Raw genomic sequence first — 21,149 nt, 5'->3', positions numbered from 1 at the left:
GGCCCGCCGCCGCAGGGTCAGGCGGTGAACCGGTCCCGAACCGGCCGCAGGCAGGTCATAGTGGGACATGACCTGGGCCACCCGCGCCGCGGCCGCCGGACTCTCCGCCCTCGCCGGGGTCGCGGCCCGCGACCTCCTCCAGCGTGAGCACACCCTGCTGCGCAACTTCCCCGTGCTCGGCCGCGCCCGCTATCTGCTGGAGTCCATCGGCCCGGAGCTGCGCCAGTACCTGGTGGCCGCCAACAACGACGAGCGGCCGTTCACCCGCGACCAGCGGCGCTGGGTCTACGCCTCGGCGAAGAAGGAGAACAACTACTTCGGCTTCGGCACCGACATCGACCTCGAGTTCACCGCCGGCTACCCGGTGATCAACCACCGCACATTCGGCCACGCCATCCCGACCACCACGGTGCAGGCCGGCTACGCATCCCCGCTGCCCAGCGCCAAGGTGCTCGGCGCCGCTCGGGGCCGGACGCACGCGTTCCGGCCGCAGTCGGTGGTCAACATCTCCGCGATGAGCTTCGGCTCGCTGTCCGGCCAGGCGGTCGAGGCGCTCAACCGCGGCGCCGCGCTGGCCGGCTGCCTGCACAACGCCGGCGAAGGCGGCATCTCCCCGCACCACCGGCACGGCGGTGAGCTGGTGTTCCAGCTCGGGACGGCGTACTTCGGCTGCCGCGACGAGGACGGCCGCTTCGACCTGGACCGGCTCAAGGACCTGGTCGCCTCCGCCCCCGTCCGCGCCCTGGAGATCAAGCTCAGCCAGGGCGCCAAGCCCGGCCTCGGCGGTGTGCTGCCCGCGGCCAAGGTCTCTGCCGAGATCGCCGCCACGCGCGGGGTCCCGGAGGGCGTGGACTGCATCAGCCCGTCCCGGCACGCCGAGTTCACCGACACCGACAGCCTCCTCGACTGGGTCGAGCTGCTCGCCGCCGAGACCGGGCTGCCGGTCGGCATCAAATCCGCGGTGGGCGACATGGGCTTCTGGCATGAGCTCACCGAGCTGATGGCCACCACCGGCCGGGGCGTGGACTTCGTGACCATCGACGGCGGCGAGGGCGGCACCGGCGCGGCGCCACTGATCTTCACCGACTCCGTCTCGCTGCCCTTCCAGCTCGGCTTCGCCCGGGTCTACTCCACCTTCGCCCGGGCCGGGCTGCACGAGCAGGTCACCTTCATCGGCGGCGGCAAGCTCGGCCTGCCCGACAACGCGATCGTCGCCTTCGCCCTCGGCTGCGACCTGGTCAACGTCGCCCGCGAGGCGATGCTGGCGATCGGCTGCATCCAGGCGCAGAAGTGCCACACCGACACCTGCCCCACCGGCGTCGCCACCCAGAACGCCTGGCTCGCCCACGGCCTGGACCCGACGCTGAAGTCGGTCCGGGCGGCCACCTACATCCAGACGCTCCGGCGCGACCTGATCAGGGTCGCCGAGGCCTGCGGCGTGGAGCACCCCGGGCTGATCGACACCTCGGCGGTGGAGATCCTCACCGGCCGCACCGCCTCGCGCCCGCTCTGCGAGGTCTACGAGTACGAGCCGACCTGGGGGCTGCCCTCGGCCGCCGACCGCGAGCAGATCGTGCAGCTCATGACCGGCGAGGCACCGCAGGGCGGCAGCGCCCCGCCGTCCACCACCGCCACCGGCTGAGCCGGTCAGCCGTCGACGTAGCGGTCACGCTCGACCAGGAACTGCCCGGTCGCGGTGTTGGCGTCGATGAACTCCGGCAGCAGCGGGATCCGCACCGTCACCGTCACGCACACCGAGAACTCCTCCCCCGGCACCAACGACGGCCAGTAGTCGCCCGCCGCCTCACACCCGGCGCCGGCCGGCGCGTAGGCCAGGACGACGTCGGTCGCCTCCACCGACTGGTCGGCCACCGCGATCCCCACCGCCGCCTCCGCCCGCGCCTGCCCGGTGTCCACGTCCGGCGCCATGGCGATGGCCCGCCCGGCCTCCCGCGCCGCCGCGTTGGCCGCGAACACCCCGCGCTGGACGGCGGAGAACCCAGCCACGATGTAGACCAGCGGCAGGAACACCACCAGCGCGATGAAGACGAACTCCACGATCGCCGACCCACGCTCGGAGCCGCCCAGCCGCGCACGGATCCACCTCACGGCGTCTCCGCCACCGAACGTCCCGTCGCCGACAGCGGCAACAGGGCACCCAGGGGTGCGAACAAGCTCGGCACCGCGCCCGCGCACCGGACGACGACCAGCGTCAACCCGCTCTCGTCGACCTCCTGTGCCGACTCGCAGGCCAACCCCGCCGCCGTCCCAGGCGAAGTCGCCTGCCCGACGATCTCCAGCGTCCGGGCCGCCCCGGCCTCGGTGGGCACGCCGACGTTGGCCGCATACCGGGCTCCCTGCTGCGCGCTGGCCACCACCACGTTCCGCAGGTGCACGTAGACCGCCACCTGCAGCACCGCCAGCAGCAGCGCCACGATCAGCACACCGACCAGCACGAAGTCGACGACCGCACTCCCCCGCTCGTCGTCCTGCGGCCCCTCTGCAGGGGCCCGGCGTGAGCCGGCGAGGGGCGGAGGGCAGAGGGGTCCTTCGTCAGGGCGCACTCGTCACGGACTCCAGCGCGTTCGACACCGCCTCCACGATCGCCGCGCGGAACGGCACGAGGATCGCCAGCACCAGCGCGGCGGTCATCACCGTGATCATCACCCAGCCCGGGACGTCGCCCCGCTCGGGATCGTCCTCCCGCAGCCGGGCCGCCAGCGCAGCCAGCGCGGTCAGAAGGAACGCGTAGGCACGCATCCGTGGTCCTCTCTGTCGGTCACCGGCGTCACTGCGCCAGCGAGACGATGCTGATCAGCCCCGGGTACAGGGCGAACAGAACGGTGACGGGCAGCACCAGGAACACGACCGGGATCATCATCGCGATCTCCTTGCGCCCCCCTGCTTCCAGCAGCCGGCGCTTGCCGGCCTCCCGGACGTCGGCGGCCTGGGCCCGCAGCACCTCGGCCAGCGGGGTGCCGCGTTCGATGGCCACGATCAGCCCGTCGACGAAGCGGGCCAGCGGGTCCAGCGAGGTCCGGTCGGCCAGCTGCTGCAGCGCCTCGACCAGCGGCACCCCGGCCCGGGCCCGGGCCAGCGTCGCGCCCAGCTCCCGGGCCAGCTCGCCGCCGGAGAGCCGGGTGACCCGGGCGATCGCCGCCGTCGGGCTCTCCCCTGCGGTCACGGCCAGCGCCAGCAGCTCGGCGACCACCGGGAACTCGGCGAGCAGCAGCTCCTCGCGCCGCTGCACCTGCTGGGTCAGCCACCAGTCGCGGCCGAGCACCCCGCCGACCAGGCCGGCCACGCACAGCAGCACGACCGACAGCAGGTTCACCGACCCGGCCAGCGCTGAGCCCGCAGCGGCCAGGACGGCGGCGGCCAGCAGCCCGAGCCCGCCCCACACGACCTGCTCGATCCGGAAGTCCTCGACAGTCGTGTCGGCGTTCAGGGCATCGAGCCGCCGCCGCACCGCCATCCGGCCCCCGAGCAGCCGGTCGACGTGGCGGGCGCCGTCGGCCAGCACCGGGCCGAACACCCGCCGGGCGGCGCTGAGCAGGCCCGGCTGGGTGGCCGTGCCCAGCAGCCGGGATGGCGCCGGGCTGTCGTGCACGTAGGGCGCGAGCCGGTCGACCAGCCGCACCTGCCGGAACGGCGGGGAGAAGCTCACCGCCAGGAGCACGCCGGAGGCCGCGACCAGCCCCAGCAGCATGCCGGTCAGCCCAGCGCTCATTGGAGCACCCGCACGTCCTCGGGCAACCGCCCGATCTTGAGCATCAGCCGGTAGGCGAGCAGGCACAGGCCGCCACCGATGAGCAGCAGCGCCGTCCCGGCCGGGGTGTCGTAGGCGGTGAGGGTCTGCTGCTGGGTGGCGAGCAGGAGCAGCACCACCCAGGGCGCGGCGACGGCCAGCCGGGCGGCCTGGACGACCCACCCCTGCCGGGTCTCCAGCTCGGCGCGGGCGCGGGCGTCCTCGCGGAGGAACGCGGCCAACGTGCGCAGCACCCGGCCCAGGTCGCTGCCGCCCACCTCGCGCGCGACCCGGAGCGTCTCCACGATGCGGTCCCCCACCGGGTCGGCCAGGTCGGCCTTCAACCGGTCGAGGGCGTCGCTGAACCGACCGCTGGACCGGTGGTCGGCGGCGAACCGGGCGAAGGAGCCCCGCAGCACCTCCGGGCCCCGGACGGCGAGCGCCGACAGCGCCTCGGGCAGGGAGAGCCCGGCCCGCACCGCCGACGCCAGGTTGTCCACGACCTCCGGCCAGACCTCACGCAGGTCCGCCCGGCGCTTGGCGGCCAGCCGGCGCACCAGCAGGTACGGCACCGCCGAGCCGAAGACGCCGAACGCCAGGCTGATCGTCACCGTCTGCGTGGTCAGCAGCACCAGCAGGAGCACGGCGACCCCGAGGGCGACCTGGAGAGCGAGCAACTGGGCGGAGTTGATCCCGGTGAGCCCGGCAGCGGCCAGCAGCTGCTGACGCCGTCCCGGCCGGGACGTGCCCGCCCGCCGGACCGGTGCACGTGCGCCGCTGCGCCAGATGAGCAGCAGCCCGACGCCGAGGGCCAGACCGAGCAGGCCGCCGGGCACGCTCATGCGGTCCGCCGCTCGGCCGGGTCACCCAGGAGCGCAGCCAGGTCGAAGCCGTGGGCGGCGTAGCGGTCGGCGTGCGGCGGGTAGCCGTCGGCGCGCACCAGCCGGCCGTCGCGCGTGGTGAAGACGTCGGCGGTCTCCACGACGCTGCCCTCGGTGCGGCCGGACAGCGCCACCACCTCGCGCAGCCGCCGCGCACCGCTGGGCTCCGTGCCCACGTGCACGACGAGGTCGACGCTGGAGGCCACGGTCGGGACGACGAAGGCGTGCCCGATGTTCTCCCCGGCCAGCAGCGGCAGGGTGCACATCTTGACCACGGCCTCACGGGCACTGTTGGCGTGCAGGGTGCACATGCCGGGCAAGCCGCTGTTCAGCGCGATCAGCAGGTCCAGGCACTCCTCCTGACGCACCTCCCCGACGACCAGGCGGGAGGGCCGCATCCGCAGCGCTTCCTTCACCAGCCGGCGCAGCGGGATCTCGCCCGCGCCCTCGAGGTTGGCCTGCCGGGTCTGCATCGCCACGACGTCGGGCAGTGGCACCCGCAGCTCGAAGACCTCTTCGCAGGTCACCACCCGCTCCCTGGCCGGCACCGCCGCGCAGAGGCAGTTGAGCATCGTGGTCTTGCCGGCCTGTGTTCCGCCGGAGACGAGGATGTTCAGTCCGGCGGCGACCGAGGCCTCCAGGAACCGGGCCACCTGCGACGTCAGCGTGCCCAGCGCGACCAGCTCGTCGAGGGAGTGTGCCTGCAGCACGAACTTCCGGATGTTCACCGCCATGTGCCGCCGCGTCACGTCCGGGATCACGACGTGCAGCCGCGACCCGTCGGGCAGCATCGCGTCGACGAACGGGGTGGACATGTCGATCCGTCGACCCGAGCTGCGCAGCATCCGCTCGACCAGGTCCGCCAGCTGCCCGGCGCCCAGGATCGTCGTCGTCAGCTCACTGCGGCCGCGGCGGGCGACGAACACCCGGCCCGGCTCGTTGACCCAGATCTATAACCCCTACTCCGCGACCTGGGGCTATACGCCTCACTGGCGTCCTGACCTGCACGTTGCTCGTTGACTGTCGTTGGCGAGATGCGGTGACTTGGGAGCGTTCTGCGGACTATCTGCGGACTGGGGGATGCCGCATCAGTCGCTGGGCTTGCCTTCTAGCATCACTTCCGGCACACTTTCCAGCATGAGTCCAGAGGAGAAGGTGAAGGAAAACCGGCTACGCCGCATCGCGGCTCGGCGGGGCCTCCAACTCACCCGATCCCGACGCCGTGATCCGCGAGCACTGGACTACGGCCGCTATTGGCTGACCGATGTGCGCACGAACGCGCTGACGTCGCCCGAGGATGGGCTCACGCTCGATCAGGTCGAGGAGCACCTCGCCTGACATAGGACGGCCCCGCCCGGCGCGCCAACGCCGGACGGGGCCTAGATCCCCACCCCCGCAGGAGGGCAAGGACCATGGAGAAGAACGCTATCGGTACCGACCGACAGACTCTTCAGCTGGAAGACCCGTCGTGGTGCGCCCACCACGAGCACCGGGTCGAAGACCACCCCGACGACGAAGTGACCGTCCATTACGGCCGCACGGCCACGGTTTCCACTTGGGAAGACGACTACACCGTGCAGGTCATCCGCTACGACTTCACCGTGACCTCGTCGGGGCCGCAGACGGACGACCTGGCGGTCCTGCTTGACGGGGCGAGCCTGAGGCCGACTGAGGCCGTCGCACTGGGCGAGGCACTCATCCTCGCCGCCCGGCAGTCCGGCGGACTCGAGTCGTGAACCCGGCGGGCGCCTTCGAGGTCCATCCTCGGGGGCGCCCGCCGTGTCGGACGCCGAACAGAGGCCTCCGCTGTTAGGAACCAGCCCATGCCGGTCAAGAGCCAAAAGCACGAGCGCCCCGAGCACTGGCTAACACCCAAGGAGCTCGCCGGCATCCTCGGGCTAGGGACCTCCACCGTCTATCGACTCGTGAAGCAGCGCCGGATCCCTCACCGGATCGCGCCCACCGGTGTCATCCGCTTCACACGGGCCGACCTAGCGGCGATCGAAGAGCAGGCGCACCGGCCGGCACTAGCGGTGGTGCCGCGCCGCAGACGACTGTCGAGCTGAAGTCTCACCTGCTCCGAGACGGATCTGCCCGCGGCTGACGCCTTCTGGCAAGACCGGTGTCAACGTTGTCTCTGGCCCCATGGTTGCCGGGGTAGCTGACCGCGCATGGCAGAACCAAGCACTGGCACCGGGCGGTACATGACGCTTGAGGAGGTGGCGGCCGAGCTCGGCTTCAAGAGCCGTAGTGCCGTTTACCCCCGCATTTACGCCGGCGAGCTAGCCGCTGTGGCGATCGGGGAGAACGGGCGAGGTCTGCGAGTGCTCCGTTCCTCCTTCGAGGAGTACTGCAAGCGCCTGGAGCGCGACGGCGCGAAGCGCTTCGGTAGAGCGACATGACCTACTGGCTGCCGAAGTAGTCCGCACCCTCAGGGGACGCGCTCCCACGCACCGACCCTTCGTCCATGACCCCTTCGTTCACTGCCTTCATCTCAGCAGGGAGTGGCTGGTCGCTCTCCGAGGCCGATGAGGTGGAGCCCTCGGAGGAGCTGGGCTCGTCACTGTCAGTACTCATGCTCACGCATCTTGCTACCCCGCAGCGAGACTGGCGAATGCACCCGCGATCACGGTGCCAACGGACAGCAGCAGCATGACCACCGCCGCTTCGAACTGCTTGTCCTTCTCCTTGAGCCTGGCTTCGTCGCCTGCCCACTCCGCCAGCGCGGCGTTCAAGTAGGCCAGTCGTGACGCAAGCGGATCCGCTTGCAGGTAGGCATCTCGGAAACTGACTGGGTTGACACCGGCTCCCTTGCGTGGCCGCAGGGCCAACACGCACATGATCCCGGCGGAGATCGCGAACACCTGGCCAACCAGGCCAGCAATGCTGGGGGTGACGCCGACCAGGGCGATCACCACGCCGACTGCTCCCAAGGTGACCCCTGCCTTGGTGTCGATCGACCCGGCGCGGAAGCGGTACGACTCCTGGGAGCGGGCGAGAACCTGCTCCAGGACTTCGAGGCTCGGCATCTGTTCCGAGCTGACGGGCTGGATCACGCGCCGAGTGTTCCCCAGATCAAACACCCGACAACATCAACGAAGATGTCGATACACCGTCGGTCGAGTGCATCCAGCCGCCCGAGCGACGTCAGCCTTGGCACAACCGTCGGCCACCGCAGCGCGGATCAGCTCGGACCACCGTTCGGTCGCGGTGGCGTAGGCCTCCTGGGCTGGCGCTCGGGCCGGCGACCCTTGGCCGTGCTCGGCGGTCAGGTCAGCCAGCCAGCGACGAGCCGCCCGACGTTCTGTCGCCGCGCCCCGCAGGAGCTCGAGGTGGCCTGGCATCGGGCCACCCCCTACTCGTCCGCTCGTGGACGCACACGCTCCGCTGGCACGTCTTGGACGTAGACCTGCCCCGGTCCGATCGCGTACCGCACAGAGGCCTTCCAGGGCGCTCCCGGTTCCCACCGCACCCATGCAGACTGCCGACCCGCCCACCAAGTCCCCCTGTCCACCGTCCACAGCTGGCTGCGAAACCCCCGTAACGCAGCTCGCGTCCACCACCTCCTCCGCTTGGCCTGGCTGCTCAGCGGCGAGGCGGGGAGCGACACCTGACGCACGGAGGGCGTGGACCGGTTGCCCGGCGTCCACGCCCTCCGCGTTCATGCATGGGTCAGCTCTGCTGGATGAAGCCGCTCCAAGTCGTGCCGTTCCAGGTGTTCTTGTAGGTCTGGCCGTTGGTCCCTGTGGAGAAGACCGACAGCTCACTGCCGTACTGGACAGCGGCAGGCGCGCCCGCCATGGCCGGGCCGCCGCTCAGTGGAGTGAAGTCAGCCCACGTCTGGCTCCACGGGAACCAGGACCACTTGTATATCGACCCGTCGTTCCCCCTGGCGAGCACGGTCAGTTCGCCGTTGTACTCAACAGCGAAGGGGTCGCTGGCGAATCCGACAACATTCCCGAGAGGGCCGAAGCCCGACCAGGAGCTGCCGTTCCACGTGTTCTTGTAGATGCGCGCATCGGCACCTCGCGAGAAGACACTCAGTTCGGAACCGTATTGGATCGCGTGTGGGTTCCCGACCATGCCTCCGCCGGGCGCAAGATCGCTGAAGCGACTCCAGGACGAACCATTCCATGTCGACTTGTAGACATGGCCGTCGCCGCCCGTACTGAAGACGCTAAGTTCACCATTATACTGAACGGCCGACGGGTCGCTGACGAAGCCGTAGTCCGGTGAGAACACCCCGGGCCAGCTCCAGTGGGAGCCGTTCCAGGTGGTCTTGTAGATCGCACCGTCGGTGCCGCGGGCAAATACAGACAGCTCGTTCTCACCGTACTTGAGCGCAGATGGCTGTCCGACGAGTCTCGGTCCACCGTCATTTAGAGGGGACCACACCGACCAGGTTGACCCATTCCACGTCTTCTTGAATAGAGTGCCATCGGCGCCGATAGCAAAGACGCTCAACTCGCCGTTGAAGTCAACCGCAGAGGGGTTGCCCAGCCCAAGGCCCTCGCCGCCGAAATCGCTGAAGCCGGCGAAGTCGAACCCGAACCAGGTCCCCTTGCCCATGGTCCCGTTGGGGCGAGTATTGAAGACGTCCATCTCCGACCCGTAGACCACTGCGGCTGGGTTTGCGTCGAGAGGCGCGGTTGTCGCATCGCCCAGGCCATCGATGTCCAGCGGGATTGCGGTACCGGCGGTGACCACCTTGTCGCAGGTGAAGTAGGCGTTCATCAGGCTGGAGGTCGCGCCGTTGCGGGAGAGCTCCCAGTGCAGATGATTGCCGAAGCTGTCCCCGGTGTTGCCGACGAGCCCGACCTGTCCGCCCCGCTGCACGGTCTGACCGATGGTCAGCGTCATGGAGGACATGTGCGCGTAGCGGGTGCGCCAGCCGTTGCCGTGGTCCAGCACGATCGTGTTGCCCCAGCTCGAGCTGAACCTACGCTCGACGACCGTGCCCGACGCTGCCGCCCCGATAGAGCGACCCGCGTCCGCGGCGATGTCGATCCCGAAGTGATCGTCGTCCTTTGGGATGCAGTGGTTGCCCACGTAGCCGGTCACGGTTCCGGAGACGGGAACGACCATCGCACCGACGGCGGCGCTGGCTGGCGCGGCGCCGACCACGAGCGCGGTGAGAGAGATGGTTAGGCCGATTGCGCCGGCCAGTAGGCGCCGGACGGGACCAGAGCGGACTGGTCTGCCGCGGTCCGTGTATCGCCGCGGCGCCGATGTCCACTGCCCCTGTACTGCTAGTGCCATGAGGTCCTCGTCCGTCGGAGTGCTGGGGACGCCTGGCCGGCCATGAGCTGGCTGACAGACGGCGAGAACCCTGATGATCACTCTAAGTGGCGTCAAGAGGACTTTGAGTGTTCGGAGGAAGATCACCTGATCGGATGCCTACAGATGCCACGAACAGGTGATCCCAGCACGTAGCCACACTCTGCTATTGCGTCACCAACGGTGATGCTCGGCGATCAGCGCGCCAACTGCGGCCCACTTCCAATCGTGTGTGCTCCCTGGTCTCAGGCGGTGGTCTGAACCCAGGGAGCAGTGTGGAATGACGCCGTAGCAGAGGGGCTACAGGAAGGGCTAATTACTTCCCTTGCTGCACTAGCCAACGCTTAGCAAGCACTAGGGGGACCCGAAGAGCTTAGGTCCGCCTGTCCGCCATGGCCGTGAGGAAGGCTCGCTAAGGACAACTTCCGGCAGCCCCGCCCTCACTTGCGCCTTCGCTCCCGATCCAGAGTTTCTAGCTCGCCGTTGACAACAGCACTGGCTTCGACCCGTGCCATACCCCGCCACTCCTGACCGTCGAGATAGACGTGCACCGGCCCGGAGGTGACACTGAGCTGAGTGGGCGACGCCGTACTGACCGAGCTACCGGAAAACTCCCGAGTCACCATGTGCTCAAAAGCCTCGGTCTGCCGGTCGGACAGGACACGCTCAGGTGCGATCGTGCCCTTCTGCATGAGACCGACGCCCTGCGCGATGCCGCCACGGTCGAAAGTGGCGGCGTGGACGTGATTGCGGTGCTGCGCCCGAGTCGAGGCGTCGTAGGCGTGCTGACGGCCATTCTTGAGGTTGGGACGATCGTCACCAGCACCGTCGTAGATGAGCTCAGCGAGGTTGCGCCCGTAGTTGTCGTGCAACCACCGGTTCATGTCAGCCAAGTAGGCGTGACCGATACCGCCCGAGCGCCCCACCTGACCGAGGTCGATAGCCTTGCCGCGACCGTGATAACCAGGATCGCCGGCCCGGAAGCCGGAGTTCAGATTGGCCTGCGGGAATGCCCGCTTCACAGCTGCGAACATGGACGTGACGCCAGAGCCCAGGTTGCCCGAGCCGGCGACGCCATACTTCGCTGACAGAGCCAGCTCGAGGTTCCCAGCCGTTCCGCTAGTGAGCTCGACGGGGATCTCGTACTGGTCAGCGAGGAACCCGCCATCGGCGAAGTAGCGCAGGTCCTTCGGGGCCAGGCCGTAGCCCATGCGCTGAGCGGTCTGCTCAAGGATCTGCTGCGAACGCTGCGACTTGTTGATCGGGATGTATGCCTCATCGTCGACCACGCGATCACCGATGACTCGCCACGTGTTCGGCGCAACAACCTGTGCGATGCCGCCACGCATCGGCTCGAACCCGCCATCAGCGTAGGCGTGGACGATGCCACCGATATCGCCACCGAGTGCACGGAACGTGTTCTGCGCCGTGGCTGCACGCGAGATCGTCAAAGCACCCTCGGAGCGCAGGCGGGCCATTAGCTCATCAATCTGCGCGGTGGCCTGACTTGTGTCCGCGGTGATGTTCGTCTGCTTGTAGGCCGGGATTCCGTTCACCGCGTCGCGGAACCCGTTGGCCTTACCCGCGGCCGTGTCGGTCTTCTCGCCAGTCTTGTCCAGCTGGACGCCCGACAGGATCAGCGCGTCGATCTGCGTCTGAATCGCAGCCTTCATCTCCGGGCCAGCCGCGTCGTGCAGGCGGTACAGCTCGGCCAGCGTCTCCGTCTGGATAGTGCGGGCATAGTCGGAGTGCCCCTCGTCTAGACCAGACAAGTCGGCTTGCTGCTGACCAAAAGCCACTGCTGTGCGATACGCCTGTTCCTCGACCAGCAGCTGCGCCCGCTCGACGTCCTCCTGCGTGGTGCGAAGGTTCTCGTCCTCATTGGTGAGGTTGATGACCGCGTCCTTGAGGGCGATCTGTGCGTCTTCGAGCTGATTTACGCTGCCGCGGTAAGCGAACTGCGAATCAATCGCAGCCATCGCCTGATCGGCCTGGTCGAGCATTGCCTGCGTAACGCCATCCACGGCCAGTTGCAATTCAGCCTGTTCGCGCTCAGCATCGGCTGAGGCGATCTCGTAGGCATCGAGCGCCGCAGACGCCTGAGGGCTGGCCGCACCGAACTCACCCACCGCATCATTGACACCCTGCTGCGCCTGATCCAACCGAAGCTGAGCCAGCTCCAGGGGTGACATGGACGCTTCCAGCGCCCGGACCTGCTCCTCAGCCTTCTCGAAGTTCTCCGCGACGTTGGGGCCAAAGTTCTCATCCCAGATGTCACGGAAGGCAATCCGCCCAGCAAAGCCTTCCCAGAAACCCATGTTGGCGGCTGCGTCAGCCTTCGCCTTCAAGGTGCTGAACTGGTCCCCGCCGCGCATGATCGCGTCAGCCATATCGTCAGTGGCCTCCGCGCCCTGCGCCGAGAACGCCGTGTAAGCGACGAACGCGGCACCGGCGAGCGGTAGCAGCCCCGTCACGCCACGCAGAGCTCCACCGACCCGCGCACCAGCAGTGGCGTTGTTGGTCATCGCCGTGGCTGCGTACTGAGCCTGCACCGCGAAGGTGCTCATGTATCCGGACGCGGCCTGCGCGACTCGCATCGCCGTGAACCCGGTGACGATCGCGGGCAGCAGTGGGCCAAGCTCGCCGGCCACGTCGGTGACTGCGCCGAGGGCGGTGGCGAGAGGTGGCAGGACGACCGACGCCAGCTCCGCACCCTCACCGAGGAACTCCCCGATCAGCGGCAGGAGTTCGCCCACGATGTCGCCGAGGGCATCGAGCGAGTCGCCGGCGGCAGGCGCGTTGTCGGCCAACCCGCCAAAGAAGTCGGAGATACCCGTACCGGTGGACTCCAGGAAGGACTGAAAGCCTTCCATGACCGGGTCCGCAGACTGGATCGCGCTGACGAAGCCGGGCATTGAGTTCGTCGCCAGACCCGAGACGCCGTCGGCGAAGGACTCGACCAGGGGAGCTGTTGCCTCAAACGCCTCCCGCAGCTGGGGGCGGATGTCCTGGAACGAGTCCCCTAGGTCGCCGGCCATCGCCGTCAACTCGGGGATCAGGACGCGAGCGTCCTCGATCGTCCCGGACGTGATCTCGTCGCCGAGCGCAAGCCAAGCCTCGCGGACCTCAAGCGACTGCGCAGCAGCGATCGCGCCGATCCCACCGAACAGCATGGCCGCGCCAGCGAGAGCCACCGGGGCGCCAGCAGCCAGTGCCCCACCGACCGCGGCAGCGATCAGCGGGGAGTTGCGGATCAGCCCGGAGTTGATGCCCTTGGCGAGGATGCCGCCGGACTCCCCACCCCGGCGCTCCATGACCGAGTTCATGCCACTGGTCATGGCCTCGGATGCGGTGACAATCTCGCCTCGACCGTTCCGCAGGCGGCCACTGACATCGAGGATCAGCCTGGCGGCACCCCGAGAGCCGGCCTCGCCGAGCGACCGCTCGATGCTGCGGCTTTCGCGCTCGACTGCCTGGCCGAATGCCTTGGTGCTGGCCGCGGCCCGCATAAGAGTGGAGGTGTAATCCGACGCATCGACCTTGAGCTTTACGTTTACGACCCGGTCCGCCATCAGGCTGCGACCTTCTCAACCAGGAAGTCATCGACGTTGCGGCCGAGAACGCCGGCAAGCTGCGCCAGGACATTGACCGGCGGATGAACTAGTCCGCGCTCATAGGCGTGAAGCGTGAAGACAGAGCGCTCTACCGCGAGGGCGAGTTGCTCGGGACGAATGTCGGCAGCTAGCCGCGCATCACGCAGTCGCTGCCCATCGAAGCACCGTGCCATTTAAGTTCCTAGAGGCCGTGATCGCCGAGCGTGCGACATCCACTGTGGCTGTCAGCTATCCGCGTTCTGTCACTACGAATAGTCTAGCTGTGATCGGCTAACTACTCAAAGGGGTGCGTACCATTCCTTTCGGCGTGCCGGCCCCGGGGGCCCGCCCCCGAACGGTGTGCTTGGGGCGGGCGACCACCGGAGAGGACCGATCCCCCTCCGGTGGTCGATTCCGCGTCATCCCCCCGGCCGATTTTTCCATTCCAGTTCGGGGAACGGTGCCGACAACTCCGCTTTCACTAGCGGTGACGGAACACCGAGGTGCTGCATCGCGTAACGGTCTCTGGAGCCCAGACGCGGCAGCGGAGTTGTATGCGTGTCCCGCCACGCCGCACGAGCCCGCAGGAAGGCCGCGAACTCCTCCGGCTGCCACTGGACCGCCCACGGCATCGGCCGCCCGTGAGGGCCGATGGGAGGCGACTCTGCCGGCCGGAACCGGAGCAGCTCATTGGGCGGGGTCTCCCCGTCGATCGCCCGGGGCTGCTTGCGCTTCACACCGCCCCCCGGATGCCGTAGACGCCACGAGCGCCCACACGGCGCTGCGGACGGGCGCTGGCCTGCTGGTCGCCCTCCTCACCCGACGGGAGCCGCAGAGCAGCAACCAGGCGCGCCAGCGCGATCCGCTGCTGACGACTCTCCACCGCCGCAGGATGAGCCCGCAGCCCTTGAGGCGACTGCACCATCGGACCGTCACGCCGAACCTCTGCGTCCAGGCGCTCGAGCAGGTCGACCGTCCGCACCGCCTCTACGAGCAGCGTCCGCTCGTGCTCCTGCAACTCGAACTCGTCGACCACCGAGGACCACAGTCGCCGGGCAGCCTCGCCGATCCCCTCCGGAGCCTGCTCACTCACCGTGAGCACCCCCCGAGAGGGCGATTCGGTTCAGATGGGCGCAGTATCGACAGTGCTCCCAGCGGTCCGGGTGGTCGCGCCCCCTCGACCCCTTCCCCCTGGGGGGTGTCACGCTGCGTGAGCATGAGCTCCGCGGTCACCGCCAGTCACCGGTCACGCTGGGCGCGGCCGCTGCCGCGTTGCGTGCCTGTGCGACCAGCCGGTCGTACTCCCGCTGGCTGTACTGCTGGGCTCGCTGGAGGCCACGGTTGTTGGCCCGGTTCTTCTGTCGCTGAGCCTCTGCTGCGGCGTCGCGGGCGTCGGTCAGCTCCTTGACCGTGGGCACCCACGCCTGCACGTCGGGCTGAGCCAGCCAGCGGAGCACTGCGATCGGGTCGTCGTCGAGCCACGGGATGGGGCCGGTGAGCTGACCGAGCTCCTCATTCGAGGTGCCCGCTTCGTCCTCGAGCCGTGCCCTCTCCACTGCTGCCCGACTGCTGCGCGCAGCGACGGTGAGCCCGTGGAGGTAGGTGTTGGCGACGTCGGGACGCACGTAGCCGTAGCTGTTGACCAGGTCGGCGTTGTCCCTGCTGGTGGTCCCCAGGCGGGTCCCGGCCTCGCCGTAGGGGGGCTCGAGCCTGTCGTTGACGAGGGTCGCCTGTGCGGCCCTGAGCTCTTGGTGCCGGGCGGCGAGGCTGCGGACGGTGGCCCAGTGCTCAGCGGTGCCGGCGTCGATGGCGGCTTCGGCGGTGGTGGCGTCACCGAGTGCGGCGAACGCGGGGCCGGCCGCGGTCAGCAGGTCGTCGAGAACGGCCGCCAGGTGCCGCAGGCCGGCGTCGGCGTGCGTGACGAGGGTGCTGTTCCGACGGCTCTGCACATCCTCGAGGATGTGGTCGAGGGCGGTCTGCCGCGTCTCCCAGCGGCGCAGCTGGTCCCCGGCACTGACGATGCGGTCGCCGAAGTCGTGGATCACGTCGAAGTCCCCGGCGGCGATGCTGTCGGCGGTGGCGGCGATGATCTCCGCATCGTTCTGCGGCCTCTCCCGGGCGGCTGCGGCGGCGGCTTCGCGAAGGCGGGGAATGGCTGCCTCGATGTGGTCGAAGCCTGGCATCTGAGAGCGCGCCTCATCGATCAGGGGGCGCGTCGGGTTGGTCTTCGCGGTGATGGTCTTCGTGGTCATGGTCATGCCCTTCGGTTGTGTTGAGCGTGGGTTAGGGGGTGCTGCGGCGGGCGCAGGACGATCTGTGCGAGGAAAGGACTCGCTCCTGCCCTTCCGGTCCGGCGTGCGCGGACTCGACGCCATGTAGCGAGCCCGTCCGGTGCGGTTCACGCCCGCCGCAGCTGGTCACTGGTTGTTCGCCTCGTTGACGACGCTCACGAGGCGGAGCGCGACGAGGTGGGCGCACCGGTCGGTGCGGGTCGGGCAGTTGCAAACCCACCCGCGGTCAGGAATCCACTCGGCGCGGTACAGCAGCCCGGAGTCACCGCGGACGATGGCGACGACGCCACCAGCCCGGTTGGCGGACCGGATCGTCAGCCGGCCCTCGACCAAGTACCGACGACCCTTGGCTGCTGCGTTCTCCCGGGTCATGCGCTGCGGCGACGCGGGCGACGGCCGGCTAGTGGCACGACGGTGTTAGAGCCGTTGCCCGGCTCGGGCCGTACCGCCACAGCGGGATCACGCCGTAGTGCGCTGATGGCAGCGGCTAGAGCTTCGGGGTCGGTTGCACTGATCGTCAGGGTCACCACGGCGGGCTCCTCCTCGATGGTGATGTCATTTGTGGGGGTCCCATAGACCTGTGCGGGGGTCCTACGGGTGGAGTTCGTGGGGGTCCCATAGACCTGTGCCGGGGGTCCTACAGACCGGGTTTCCCGGTACTGGTATGCGTTCTGCATTGCCTCCTCGCTGGGGAGGAGGTAGAGCGCCGCCCGCCGTCGGCCGGACTGAGCGGACGACCTGCCGGGGTCGACCTGGACCAGCAGTCCCCGGCGGTTCAACCGGGCCAGTGAGTTCCTGACCGTCCGCTCCCCTAGGCCACTGAGCTCGACCATCCGGGCCCGCGGGAGGGCTGGCCGTGTGGTGCCGTGGTATTCGGCCAGCTCCACGGCGGCGGCCATGACTGCCCGGTCTGCGTCGGTGAGGTCGACTTCGGCGTCGGCGACCCAGGTCCGGACGGTGGCTACGTGGCTGAGCGCGTCTTCACGGGTGAAGGGCGGTGGGGCGGCCTTCACCCAGCCCGCGGCCTTGTCCCAGGCCTCTTGCAGCGTCTTCTCGTAGCGGGCTCGGGTCTTCTCTTTGCCGCTGCTCTTGACCCGGCACTGGTGGCCCAAGACGCTCTTGGCTTCGGAGATCAGCGCCGCCCACAGCGGGAAGTCCCAGCCTTGCTGCACTGCACTGCTGGCGGTGCGGACGAGTGCGTTGAACACGGCGCGGTCTCCGTGGGCGCGGAGCTCGGCCGGCGGGACCCCGGTTCGGATCAGATCGATCATGCGCCCGGGGATGGCGCGGTGCGGCTCGGTCATCCGGGGGGCCGCCGTCCCCTCCACACCCTGCACACACCACCGGCTCGAGCCGGTCGGGTCGACGGCGCGTAGCCGACCGGTTCGATCAGACCTGCGGTTGCTGCGGCTCGGAAAAGCGCACCCCAGCGAGCAGGGTTATCCGGGTCCGGGACTCCGAGCAGGGTCACGTCATAGGCCATGAAGTCGGTTCGCGTCTGTGCGAGCCAGGTAACCGCCCGCCACGCTGGGGACCACCACCAGTCGTCGGCGTTGTCGCGGGCTCGGACCACTCCGGGCCGGGTAACTTGCTCTGCGAGACCTGCTGCCAAGTGGTTCTCGCTGCCCTCGTCCAGCTGCAACTGGGCGGGGGCTTCTTGCTGTTCGCGGTCCATCGTCATGCGACCACCGGTCGATCCGCGGCGGCGTACTGCTGTTCCACCCAGGCGTCGCAGTCGCTCTGCTTGTAGACCACCCGGCGGCCCAGCAGGAAGCTCTTTGGCCCTTCCCCCTTGTGCCGCCAGAACCGCAGCGTCGCCTTCGGCACGCGGTAGCGCTCTGAGACCTCGTCGATCGTCAGCAGCTCCATCGAGGCGCCGACCTCCGTTCTTAGTGGGGAGATGATTGCGAAGCTAAGTAGACCCCCGTTTGTAGTTGCCGCGCAACTCCGACACGCGGTAGCGTTCGGTCGGTGACGACACCCGTTGATGGCGATGGCGAGGCGAACGGCGCTGATCGCCAGGTCGGTGAAACCGTGCGCGTGTTCCGCGGGGCGATGTCCCAGAAGGCTCTGGCGGATGCCATGCGTGCCCGCTTCGGACACCCGTGGTCACAGTCGACGGTGTGGAGCATCGAGACCGGGGCGCGCCCACTGCGGCTGGTCGAGGCTCGAGACTTGGCCGACTTGCTTGAGGTGCAGCTTGAGCGACTGCTCGACAAGCCTCCTTCCGAGCAGCGCCGTGAGCTGTTCGCAAGCCTGTTTGAGCCCGCACGGAACCTTGAGCGTGCAGATCAGGCCATTGCGCAGGCAGCTGACCGGCTGGCAGCCAAACTCGAACGACTCCCCGAGCCCGAAGAAGAGCGTGAGCGGCGAAGAGTCGATCAAGCTCGTGCCGCCGTTGACGTAGCGCGAGCGATGGTCCGAGCTGCAGAGCAGGAACGGGCCGGCAGGGCCGATGGCTAGCATCGCCCGCCGGCCTGACGGCACCTACCGGCCGCGGTACCGGGACGCGACCGGCAAGGAGCACGCCCGCCACTTCAAGCGCAAGGTCGACGCTCAGCGGTGGCTGGACGAGGTCACGGCAAGCATCGTCACGGGCCAGTACGTCGACCCGGCCGCCGGCAAGATCACCTTCCGGTCGTTCTTCGATGACTGGTCGCAGCGGCAGGTGTGGGCGGCCGGCACGGTTACGCACATGAACCTCGTGGCCCGATCGGTGACGTTCGCCGACGTGCCGTTGAAGGCGGTCCGGGGCTCTCACGTCGAGGCGTGGGTGAAGGCGATGCACACGGACGGCCTCGCCCCGCTGACGATCGCCAACAGGTTCACGGCGGTGCGGACGATCTTCCGGGCCGCGGTGCGGGATCGCCGGATCACCAGCGACCCGACGGCGGATGTGTCGCGCCCCCCGAAGAAGCCGTCGAGCCGTGAGCAGCACATCGAGGTTCCGACGCTCGAGGACGTCTCCAAGCTCCTGGCGGTGACCGACCCGAGGATGCGGGCCTACGTCGGCGTGTGCGCGTTCGGAGGGCTACGGCTGGGAGAGGCGTCCGCAGTGCGCGTGGACGCCATCGACTTCTTGAAGCGGACGCTGCGGGTCGAGCGGCAGGTGCAGTACAAGCCGGGCTTCGGGGCCGAGGTGAAGGACCCGAAGCACGGATCGAAGCGTGAGGTGTTCATCGCCGACGAGCTGGCCGAGATGCTGGCCCGGCACATCGCCGAGCACGGGACGTCCGCCGAGGGGTGGCTGTTCTACAACGGCGCCGGCCGGCCGCTCCCGCCGTCGACCGTCGACTCCTGGTGGCAGCGCACCGTGAAGGCAGCAGGCGTGGCCGGGCTGCACATCCACGGGCTGCGGCACTTCTACGCCAGCGGGCTCATCGCCGCCGGGTGTGACGTGGTGACCGTGCAGCGGGCGCTGGGGCATGCGAGGCCATCCCTCACGCTAGATGTGTACTCACACCTGTGGCCGACTGCTGAGGACCGGACCCGGAAGGCGTCTGCGGCGATGCTGCGGGACGTTCTGGCGCGGTCTGCGGACTCCCTGCGGACTGAGGTAGTTAGCTAGCGCCCTGAGCTGCGCTTACGTGTCGTCCGCCTAGTTGACCCAGATCTCCTCGACCTCCGGGTCGTCCAGCCAGCGCTGCAACGGCCCGTAGCCGGCCACCCGGTCCAGCACGTCGCGGACGAGGCCCTCCGGGTCACCCGCCGGCGGCAGGGTGGAGGACAGCGAGCGCTCGGAGTAGTCGGCGACCACGTCCCGGACGAGCATCCGCACCGGCCCGGGGTCGCTGAACGGGTCGAGCCCCCGGCGGCGGATCAGCTCACGGACCTCGCCGTCGACGAGTTCGACGGCAGAGCTCACAACCGGCACGACACCCCCGTTGAGCAGCCACTTGGTCAGATGAGTCCAGCGACTGTAAGGGGACGATCACGTCTCGCGGGGAGCCCTGTGGACGAAGAGTGACCACTCAGCCGCAGGGTTCACCCATTCAGGCGACGCCTGCGGCCAGGCTCGCCGCGTGAGCAACCTGGGTGGTCACGACAGCTAGCGCCGGCGTCTCTTGACCACCTTGCGGCGCGTGGCGACCGCGAACGTGAGGAGCGCCAGCACGACCAGCGCGGCGAGGATGAGGACGACGATCAGCCAGGTGTCCACAGGATTCCCCTTCCGTCGGATCACCCGAGGGTCCCAGCGGAACGATCCCGGCGGGGAGACGATCGTCCTCGCGGTCGCCACGAGCGACCCCAGAGTCGTGCCATCCACGGTAGTTACCGTGGCTGTACCGACGACAGGTATCGCGTTCTCGCAGGTCAGCGGTGCGCCGCCTGGCAACGCCCTCCGCTCGGCACACGGGTCCCCCTGACAGCGCGCACCCCACGGCTCGCGGACCACCCGGTCCGCTGGATACGGTGCGAGAGGAAGGTCGGCGGGCCGGCGCCGCACACCCTCGGTCTCGACCGACTCCGCGCGGGAGGACACGCGCAGGAGCGCCACCGTGGCTCCTGCGCAGGGACGAGGTGGCCGATGAAGCGGTACGCGACGACCGTCCTGGCCGCACTGATCGCCATGGCGACGGTGCTGGTCCCGGGCGCCGGCAGCGCCCAGGCTGCAGAACGGACGATCACCTACACCGTGTCCACGCGCGGCTCGGTCGCCGGCGACCTCGGGCACTTCTCTGCCGTGGCGGCCGACACGCTCAGCGACGACCGCGGCTGGGCCCTCGGCGGCACGCTCGCCTTCCAGCAGGTGCCTTCCGGCGCCGACCTCGACCTCGTCCTCGCCTCGCCCGCCGTGGTCGGGAACGCCGCTCCCGGGTGCAGCAGCACGTGGAGCTGCCGGGTCGGGCGCACGGTCTACATCAACGACGAGCGGTGGCGCCTGGCCACGAGCTCCTGGACCCTCGGGCTCCCGCTGTACCAGCAGTACGTAATCGTGCACGAGGTCGGGCACTGGCTCGGCCTCGGGCATCGGGACTGCCCGGCCGGGGGCCAGACGGCCCCCGTGATGCAGCAGCAGTCCATCTCGCTGCAGGGCTGCCTGGCCAACGTCTGGCCGCTCATCGCCGAACGGGAGCAGGCCGCGCGCAACCAGGGCGTGTCGGTGAACTGGTCGGCCATCGAGCAGTTGTACCGGTCGCTGGGTCAGGATGATGGTGTGCTCGGCCCCCCGGTGACCTGGGAGAAGCCGACTCCGGACGAGGTCGGCCGGTTCCAGCACTACGACGGCAGCGGCGGCGCCTCGATCTACTGGACCCCCGACACGGGAGCCCACGAGCTCTACGGCGCCATCCGACACCGCTGGTCGGAACTCAACTGGGAGAAGGGACCACTGGGCTACCCGGTGACCGGCGAGAGC

The 21,149-nt window shown here is 69.0% G+C and carries 24 protein-coding genes; 8 read left to right on the top strand and 16 right to left on the bottom strand.

Translation table 11 applies throughout. The features are described 5' to 3' along the window. The first annotated feature begins 67 nt into the window (after nucleotides 1-67). A complete protein-coding gene (locus O2W18_RS04470) occupies nucleotides 68-1,642 on the top strand; it encodes an FMN-binding glutamate synthase family protein (protein WP_269186351.1) in 1,575 nt (524 codons plus the stop codon). Between the two features lie 5 nt (nucleotides 1,643-1,647). Here the strand turns inward: O2W18_RS04470 and O2W18_RS04465 are convergent, their stop codons facing one another. The 6 genes from O2W18_RS04465 to O2W18_RS04440 are packed head-to-tail and all read right to left on the bottom strand — an operon-like array spanning nucleotide 1,648 to nucleotide 5,579. Continuing rightward, nucleotides 1,648-2,109 carry a hypothetical protein gene (locus O2W18_RS04465; protein WP_269186350.1) on the bottom strand — a complete coding sequence of 154 codons (462 nt, stop codon included), beginning with the start codon at nucleotides 2,107-2,109 and terminating at the stop codon, nucleotides 1,648-1,650. After that, a complete protein-coding gene (locus O2W18_RS04460; protein WP_269186349.1) occupies nucleotides 2,106-2,564 on the bottom strand; it encodes a TadE/TadG family type IV pilus assembly protein in 459 nt (152 codons plus the stop codon). The genes O2W18_RS04465 and O2W18_RS04460 overlap by 4 nt, the downstream gene beginning before the upstream one ends. Next, the gene (locus tag O2W18_RS04455; protein ID WP_269160612.1) at nucleotides 2,554-2,760 is read right to left on the bottom strand and encodes a hypothetical protein; all 207 of its coding nucleotides are present in this window, start codon (nucleotides 2,758-2,760) and stop codon (nucleotides 2,554-2,556) included. Before O2W18_RS04455 ends, O2W18_RS04460 begins: the two co-directional genes overlap by 11 nt. Before the next feature lie 28 nt (nucleotides 2,761-2,788). Beyond that, nucleotides 2,789-3,730 (bottom strand): type II secretion system F family protein, encoded by a 942-nt coding sequence (locus tag O2W18_RS04450; protein ID WP_269186348.1) that lies wholly within the window; start codon nucleotides 3,728-3,730, stop codon nucleotides 2,789-2,791. Beyond that, nucleotides 3,727-4,590, bottom strand: a complete 864-nt coding sequence (locus O2W18_RS04445; RefSeq protein ID WP_269186347.1) for a type II secretion system F family protein — start codon at nucleotides 4,588-4,590, stop codon at nucleotides 3,727-3,729. Before O2W18_RS04445 ends, O2W18_RS04450 begins: the two co-directional genes overlap by 4 nt. Then, a complete protein-coding gene (locus O2W18_RS04440) occupies nucleotides 4,587-5,579 on the bottom strand; it encodes a CpaF family protein (RefSeq protein WP_269186734.1) in 993 nt (330 codons plus the stop codon). Before O2W18_RS04440 ends, O2W18_RS04445 begins: the two co-directional genes overlap by 4 nt. Nucleotides 5,580-5,766: 187 nt before the next feature. On the opposite strand from O2W18_RS04440, the gene O2W18_RS04435 reads away from it, so the two are divergent. The 4 genes from O2W18_RS04435 (at nucleotide 5,767) to O2W18_RS21685 (ending at nucleotide 7,031) form a co-directional block, all read left to right on the top strand. Beyond that, nucleotides 5,767-5,967, top strand: a complete 201-nt coding sequence (locus O2W18_RS04435; protein ID WP_269186346.1) for a hypothetical protein — start codon at nucleotides 5,767-5,769, stop codon at nucleotides 5,965-5,967. A 74-nt stretch (nucleotides 5,968-6,041) separates the two neighbouring features. Next, nucleotides 6,042-6,365, top strand: a complete 324-nt coding sequence (locus tag O2W18_RS04430) for a hypothetical protein (RefSeq protein ID WP_269186345.1) — start codon at nucleotides 6,042-6,044, stop codon at nucleotides 6,363-6,365. An 87-nt stretch (nucleotides 6,366-6,452) separates the two neighbouring features. Then, entirely contained in the window at nucleotides 6,453-6,695 is a 243-nt protein-coding gene (locus O2W18_RS04425) for a helix-turn-helix domain-containing protein (RefSeq protein WP_269186344.1), read from the top strand. 105 nt (nucleotides 6,696-6,800) lie between these two features. Continuing rightward, entirely contained in the window at nucleotides 6,801-7,031 is a 231-nt protein-coding gene (locus O2W18_RS21685; RefSeq protein WP_442929122.1) for a helix-turn-helix domain-containing protein, read from the top strand. A 189-nt stretch (nucleotides 7,032-7,220) separates the two neighbouring features. On the opposite strand, the gene O2W18_RS04420 is transcribed toward O2W18_RS21685, so the two are convergent. The 9 genes from O2W18_RS04420 to O2W18_RS04380 all read right to left on the bottom strand — a co-directional run bounded on the left by O2W18_RS04420 (nucleotide 7,221) and on the right by O2W18_RS04380 (nucleotide 17,659). Beyond that, nucleotides 7,221-7,685, bottom strand: a complete 465-nt coding sequence (locus O2W18_RS04420) for a hypothetical protein (protein WP_269186343.1) — start codon at nucleotides 7,683-7,685, stop codon at nucleotides 7,221-7,223. Between the two features lie 616 nt (nucleotides 7,686-8,301). Then, nucleotides 8,302-9,753, bottom strand: a complete 1,452-nt coding sequence (locus tag O2W18_RS04415) for a peptidoglycan DD-metalloendopeptidase family protein (RefSeq protein WP_269186342.1) — start codon at nucleotides 9,751-9,753, stop codon at nucleotides 8,302-8,304. Between the two features lie 593 nt (nucleotides 9,754-10,346). Further along, nucleotides 10,347-13,478: a hypothetical protein gene (locus tag O2W18_RS04410; RefSeq protein ID WP_269186341.1), complete on the bottom strand. Its 3,132-nt coding sequence runs from the start codon at nucleotides 13,476-13,478 to the stop codon at nucleotides 10,347-10,349. After that, on the bottom strand, nucleotides 13,478-13,693 hold the full coding sequence (locus tag O2W18_RS04405; protein ID WP_269186340.1) for a helix-turn-helix domain-containing protein: 216 nt from the start codon (nucleotides 13,691-13,693) through the stop codon (nucleotides 13,478-13,480). Before O2W18_RS04405 ends, O2W18_RS04410 begins: the two co-directional genes overlap by 1 nt. 539 nt (nucleotides 13,694-14,232) lie before the next feature. After that, a complete protein-coding gene (locus O2W18_RS04400; protein WP_269186339.1) occupies nucleotides 14,233-14,592 on the bottom strand; it encodes a hypothetical protein in 360 nt (119 codons plus the stop codon). Nucleotides 14,593-14,728: 136 nt separating this feature from the next. Further along, the gene (locus O2W18_RS04395) at nucleotides 14,729-15,901 is read right to left on the bottom strand and encodes a hypothetical protein (RefSeq protein ID WP_269186338.1); all 1,173 of its coding nucleotides are present in this window, start codon (nucleotides 15,899-15,901) and stop codon (nucleotides 14,729-14,731) included. Nucleotides 15,902-15,916: 15 nt separating this feature from the next. Next, entirely contained in the window at nucleotides 15,917-16,162 is a 246-nt protein-coding gene (locus O2W18_RS04390; protein WP_269186337.1) for a hypothetical protein, read from the bottom strand. Continuing rightward, nucleotides 16,159-17,061 (bottom strand): hypothetical protein, encoded by a 903-nt coding sequence (locus O2W18_RS04385; RefSeq protein ID WP_269186336.1) that lies wholly within the window; start codon nucleotides 17,059-17,061, stop codon nucleotides 16,159-16,161. Before O2W18_RS04385 ends, O2W18_RS04390 begins: the two co-directional genes overlap by 4 nt. Nucleotides 17,062-17,467: 406 nt before the next feature. Beyond that, nucleotides 17,468-17,659 (bottom strand): helix-turn-helix transcriptional regulator, encoded by a 192-nt coding sequence (locus O2W18_RS04380; RefSeq protein ID WP_269186335.1) that lies wholly within the window; start codon nucleotides 17,657-17,659, stop codon nucleotides 17,468-17,470. A gap of 102 nt (nucleotides 17,660-17,761) precedes the next feature. Between O2W18_RS04380 and O2W18_RS04375 the strand changes: the two genes are divergently transcribed. Both O2W18_RS04375 and O2W18_RS04370 read left to right on the top strand, forming a co-directional pair. Further along, on the top strand, nucleotides 17,762-18,253 hold the full coding sequence (locus O2W18_RS04375) for a helix-turn-helix domain-containing protein (protein WP_269186334.1): 492 nt from the start codon (nucleotides 17,762-17,764) through the stop codon (nucleotides 18,251-18,253). Then, on the top strand, nucleotides 18,246-19,358 hold the full coding sequence (locus O2W18_RS04370; RefSeq protein WP_269186333.1) for a tyrosine-type recombinase/integrase: 1,113 nt from the start codon (nucleotides 18,246-18,248) through the stop codon (nucleotides 19,356-19,358). The genes O2W18_RS04375 and O2W18_RS04370 overlap by 8 nt, the downstream gene beginning before the upstream one ends. Before the next feature lie 30 nt (nucleotides 19,359-19,388). On the opposite strand, the gene O2W18_RS04365 is transcribed toward O2W18_RS04370, so the two are convergent. Continuing rightward, nucleotides 19,389-19,655: a hypothetical protein gene (locus O2W18_RS04365; protein ID WP_269186332.1), complete on the bottom strand. Its 267-nt coding sequence runs from the start codon at nucleotides 19,653-19,655 to the stop codon at nucleotides 19,389-19,391. 663 nt (nucleotides 19,656-20,318) lie between these two features. Here O2W18_RS04365 and O2W18_RS04360 point away from each other — a divergent pair. Further along, nucleotides 20,319-21,149, top strand: an 831-nt coding sequence (locus O2W18_RS04360; RefSeq protein ID WP_269186331.1) for a DUF3152 domain-containing protein, incomplete at its 3' end; no start/stop codon positions are given.

It is taken from the genome of Modestobacter sp. VKM Ac-2983, assembly GCF_026967885.1.
GTDB lineage: Bacteria > Actinomycetota > Actinomycetes > Mycobacteriales > Geodermatophilaceae > Modestobacter.
The sequence above is the reverse complement of the archived record's forward strand: the minus strand, read 5'-3'. Positions and strand labels throughout refer to the sequence as shown.

Bases quoted from the DNA above. Each gene is read 5' to 3' on its own strand.
- O2W18_RS04385 (WP_269186336.1), bottom strand. From the start codon at position 17,061: ATGATCGATCTGATCCGAACCGGGGTCCCGCCGGCCGAGCTCCGCGCC.
- O2W18_RS04380 (WP_269186335.1), bottom strand. From the start codon at position 17,659: ATGGAGCTGCTGACGATCGACGAGGTCTCAGAGCGCTACCGCGTGCCG.
- O2W18_RS04435 (WP_269186346.1), top strand. From the start codon at position 5,767: ATGAGTCCAGAGGAGAAGGTGAAGGAAAACCGGCTACGCCGCATCGCG.
- O2W18_RS04370 (WP_269186333.1), top strand. From the start codon at position 18,246: ATGGCTAGCATCGCCCGCCGGCCTGACGGCACCTACCGGCCGCGGTAC.
- O2W18_RS04410 (WP_269186341.1), bottom strand. From the start codon at position 13,478: ATGGCGGACCGGGTCGTAAACGTAAAGCTCAAGGTCGATGCGTCGGAT.
- O2W18_RS04470 (WP_269186351.1), top strand. From the start codon at position 68: ATGACCTGGGCCACCCGCGCCGCGGCCGCCGGACTCTCCGCCCTCGCC.
- O2W18_RS04405 (WP_269186340.1), bottom strand. From the start codon at position 13,693: ATGGCACGGTGCTTCGATGGGCAGCGACTGCGTGATGCGCGGCTAGCT.
- O2W18_RS04455 (WP_269160612.1), bottom strand. From the start codon at position 2,760: ATGCGTGCCTACGCGTTCCTTCTGACCGCGCTGGCTGCGCTGGCGGCC.
- O2W18_RS21685 (WP_442929122.1), top strand. From the start codon at position 6,801: ATGGCAGAACCAAGCACTGGCACCGGGCGGTACATGACGCTTGAGGAG.
- O2W18_RS04445 (WP_269186347.1), bottom strand. From the start codon at position 4,590: ATGAGCGTGCCCGGCGGCCTGCTCGGTCTGGCCCTCGGCGTCGGGCTG.
- O2W18_RS04425 (WP_269186344.1), top strand. From the start codon at position 6,453: ATGCCGGTCAAGAGCCAAAAGCACGAGCGCCCCGAGCACTGGCTAACA.
- O2W18_RS04390 (WP_269186337.1), bottom strand. From the start codon at position 16,162: ATGACCCGGGAGAACGCAGCAGCCAAGGGTCGTCGGTACTTGGTCGAG.
- O2W18_RS04430 (WP_269186345.1), top strand. From the start codon at position 6,042: ATGGAGAAGAACGCTATCGGTACCGACCGACAGACTCTTCAGCTGGAA.
- O2W18_RS04450 (WP_269186348.1), bottom strand. From the start codon at position 3,730: ATGAGCGCTGGGCTGACCGGCATGCTGCTGGGGCTGGTCGCGGCCTCC.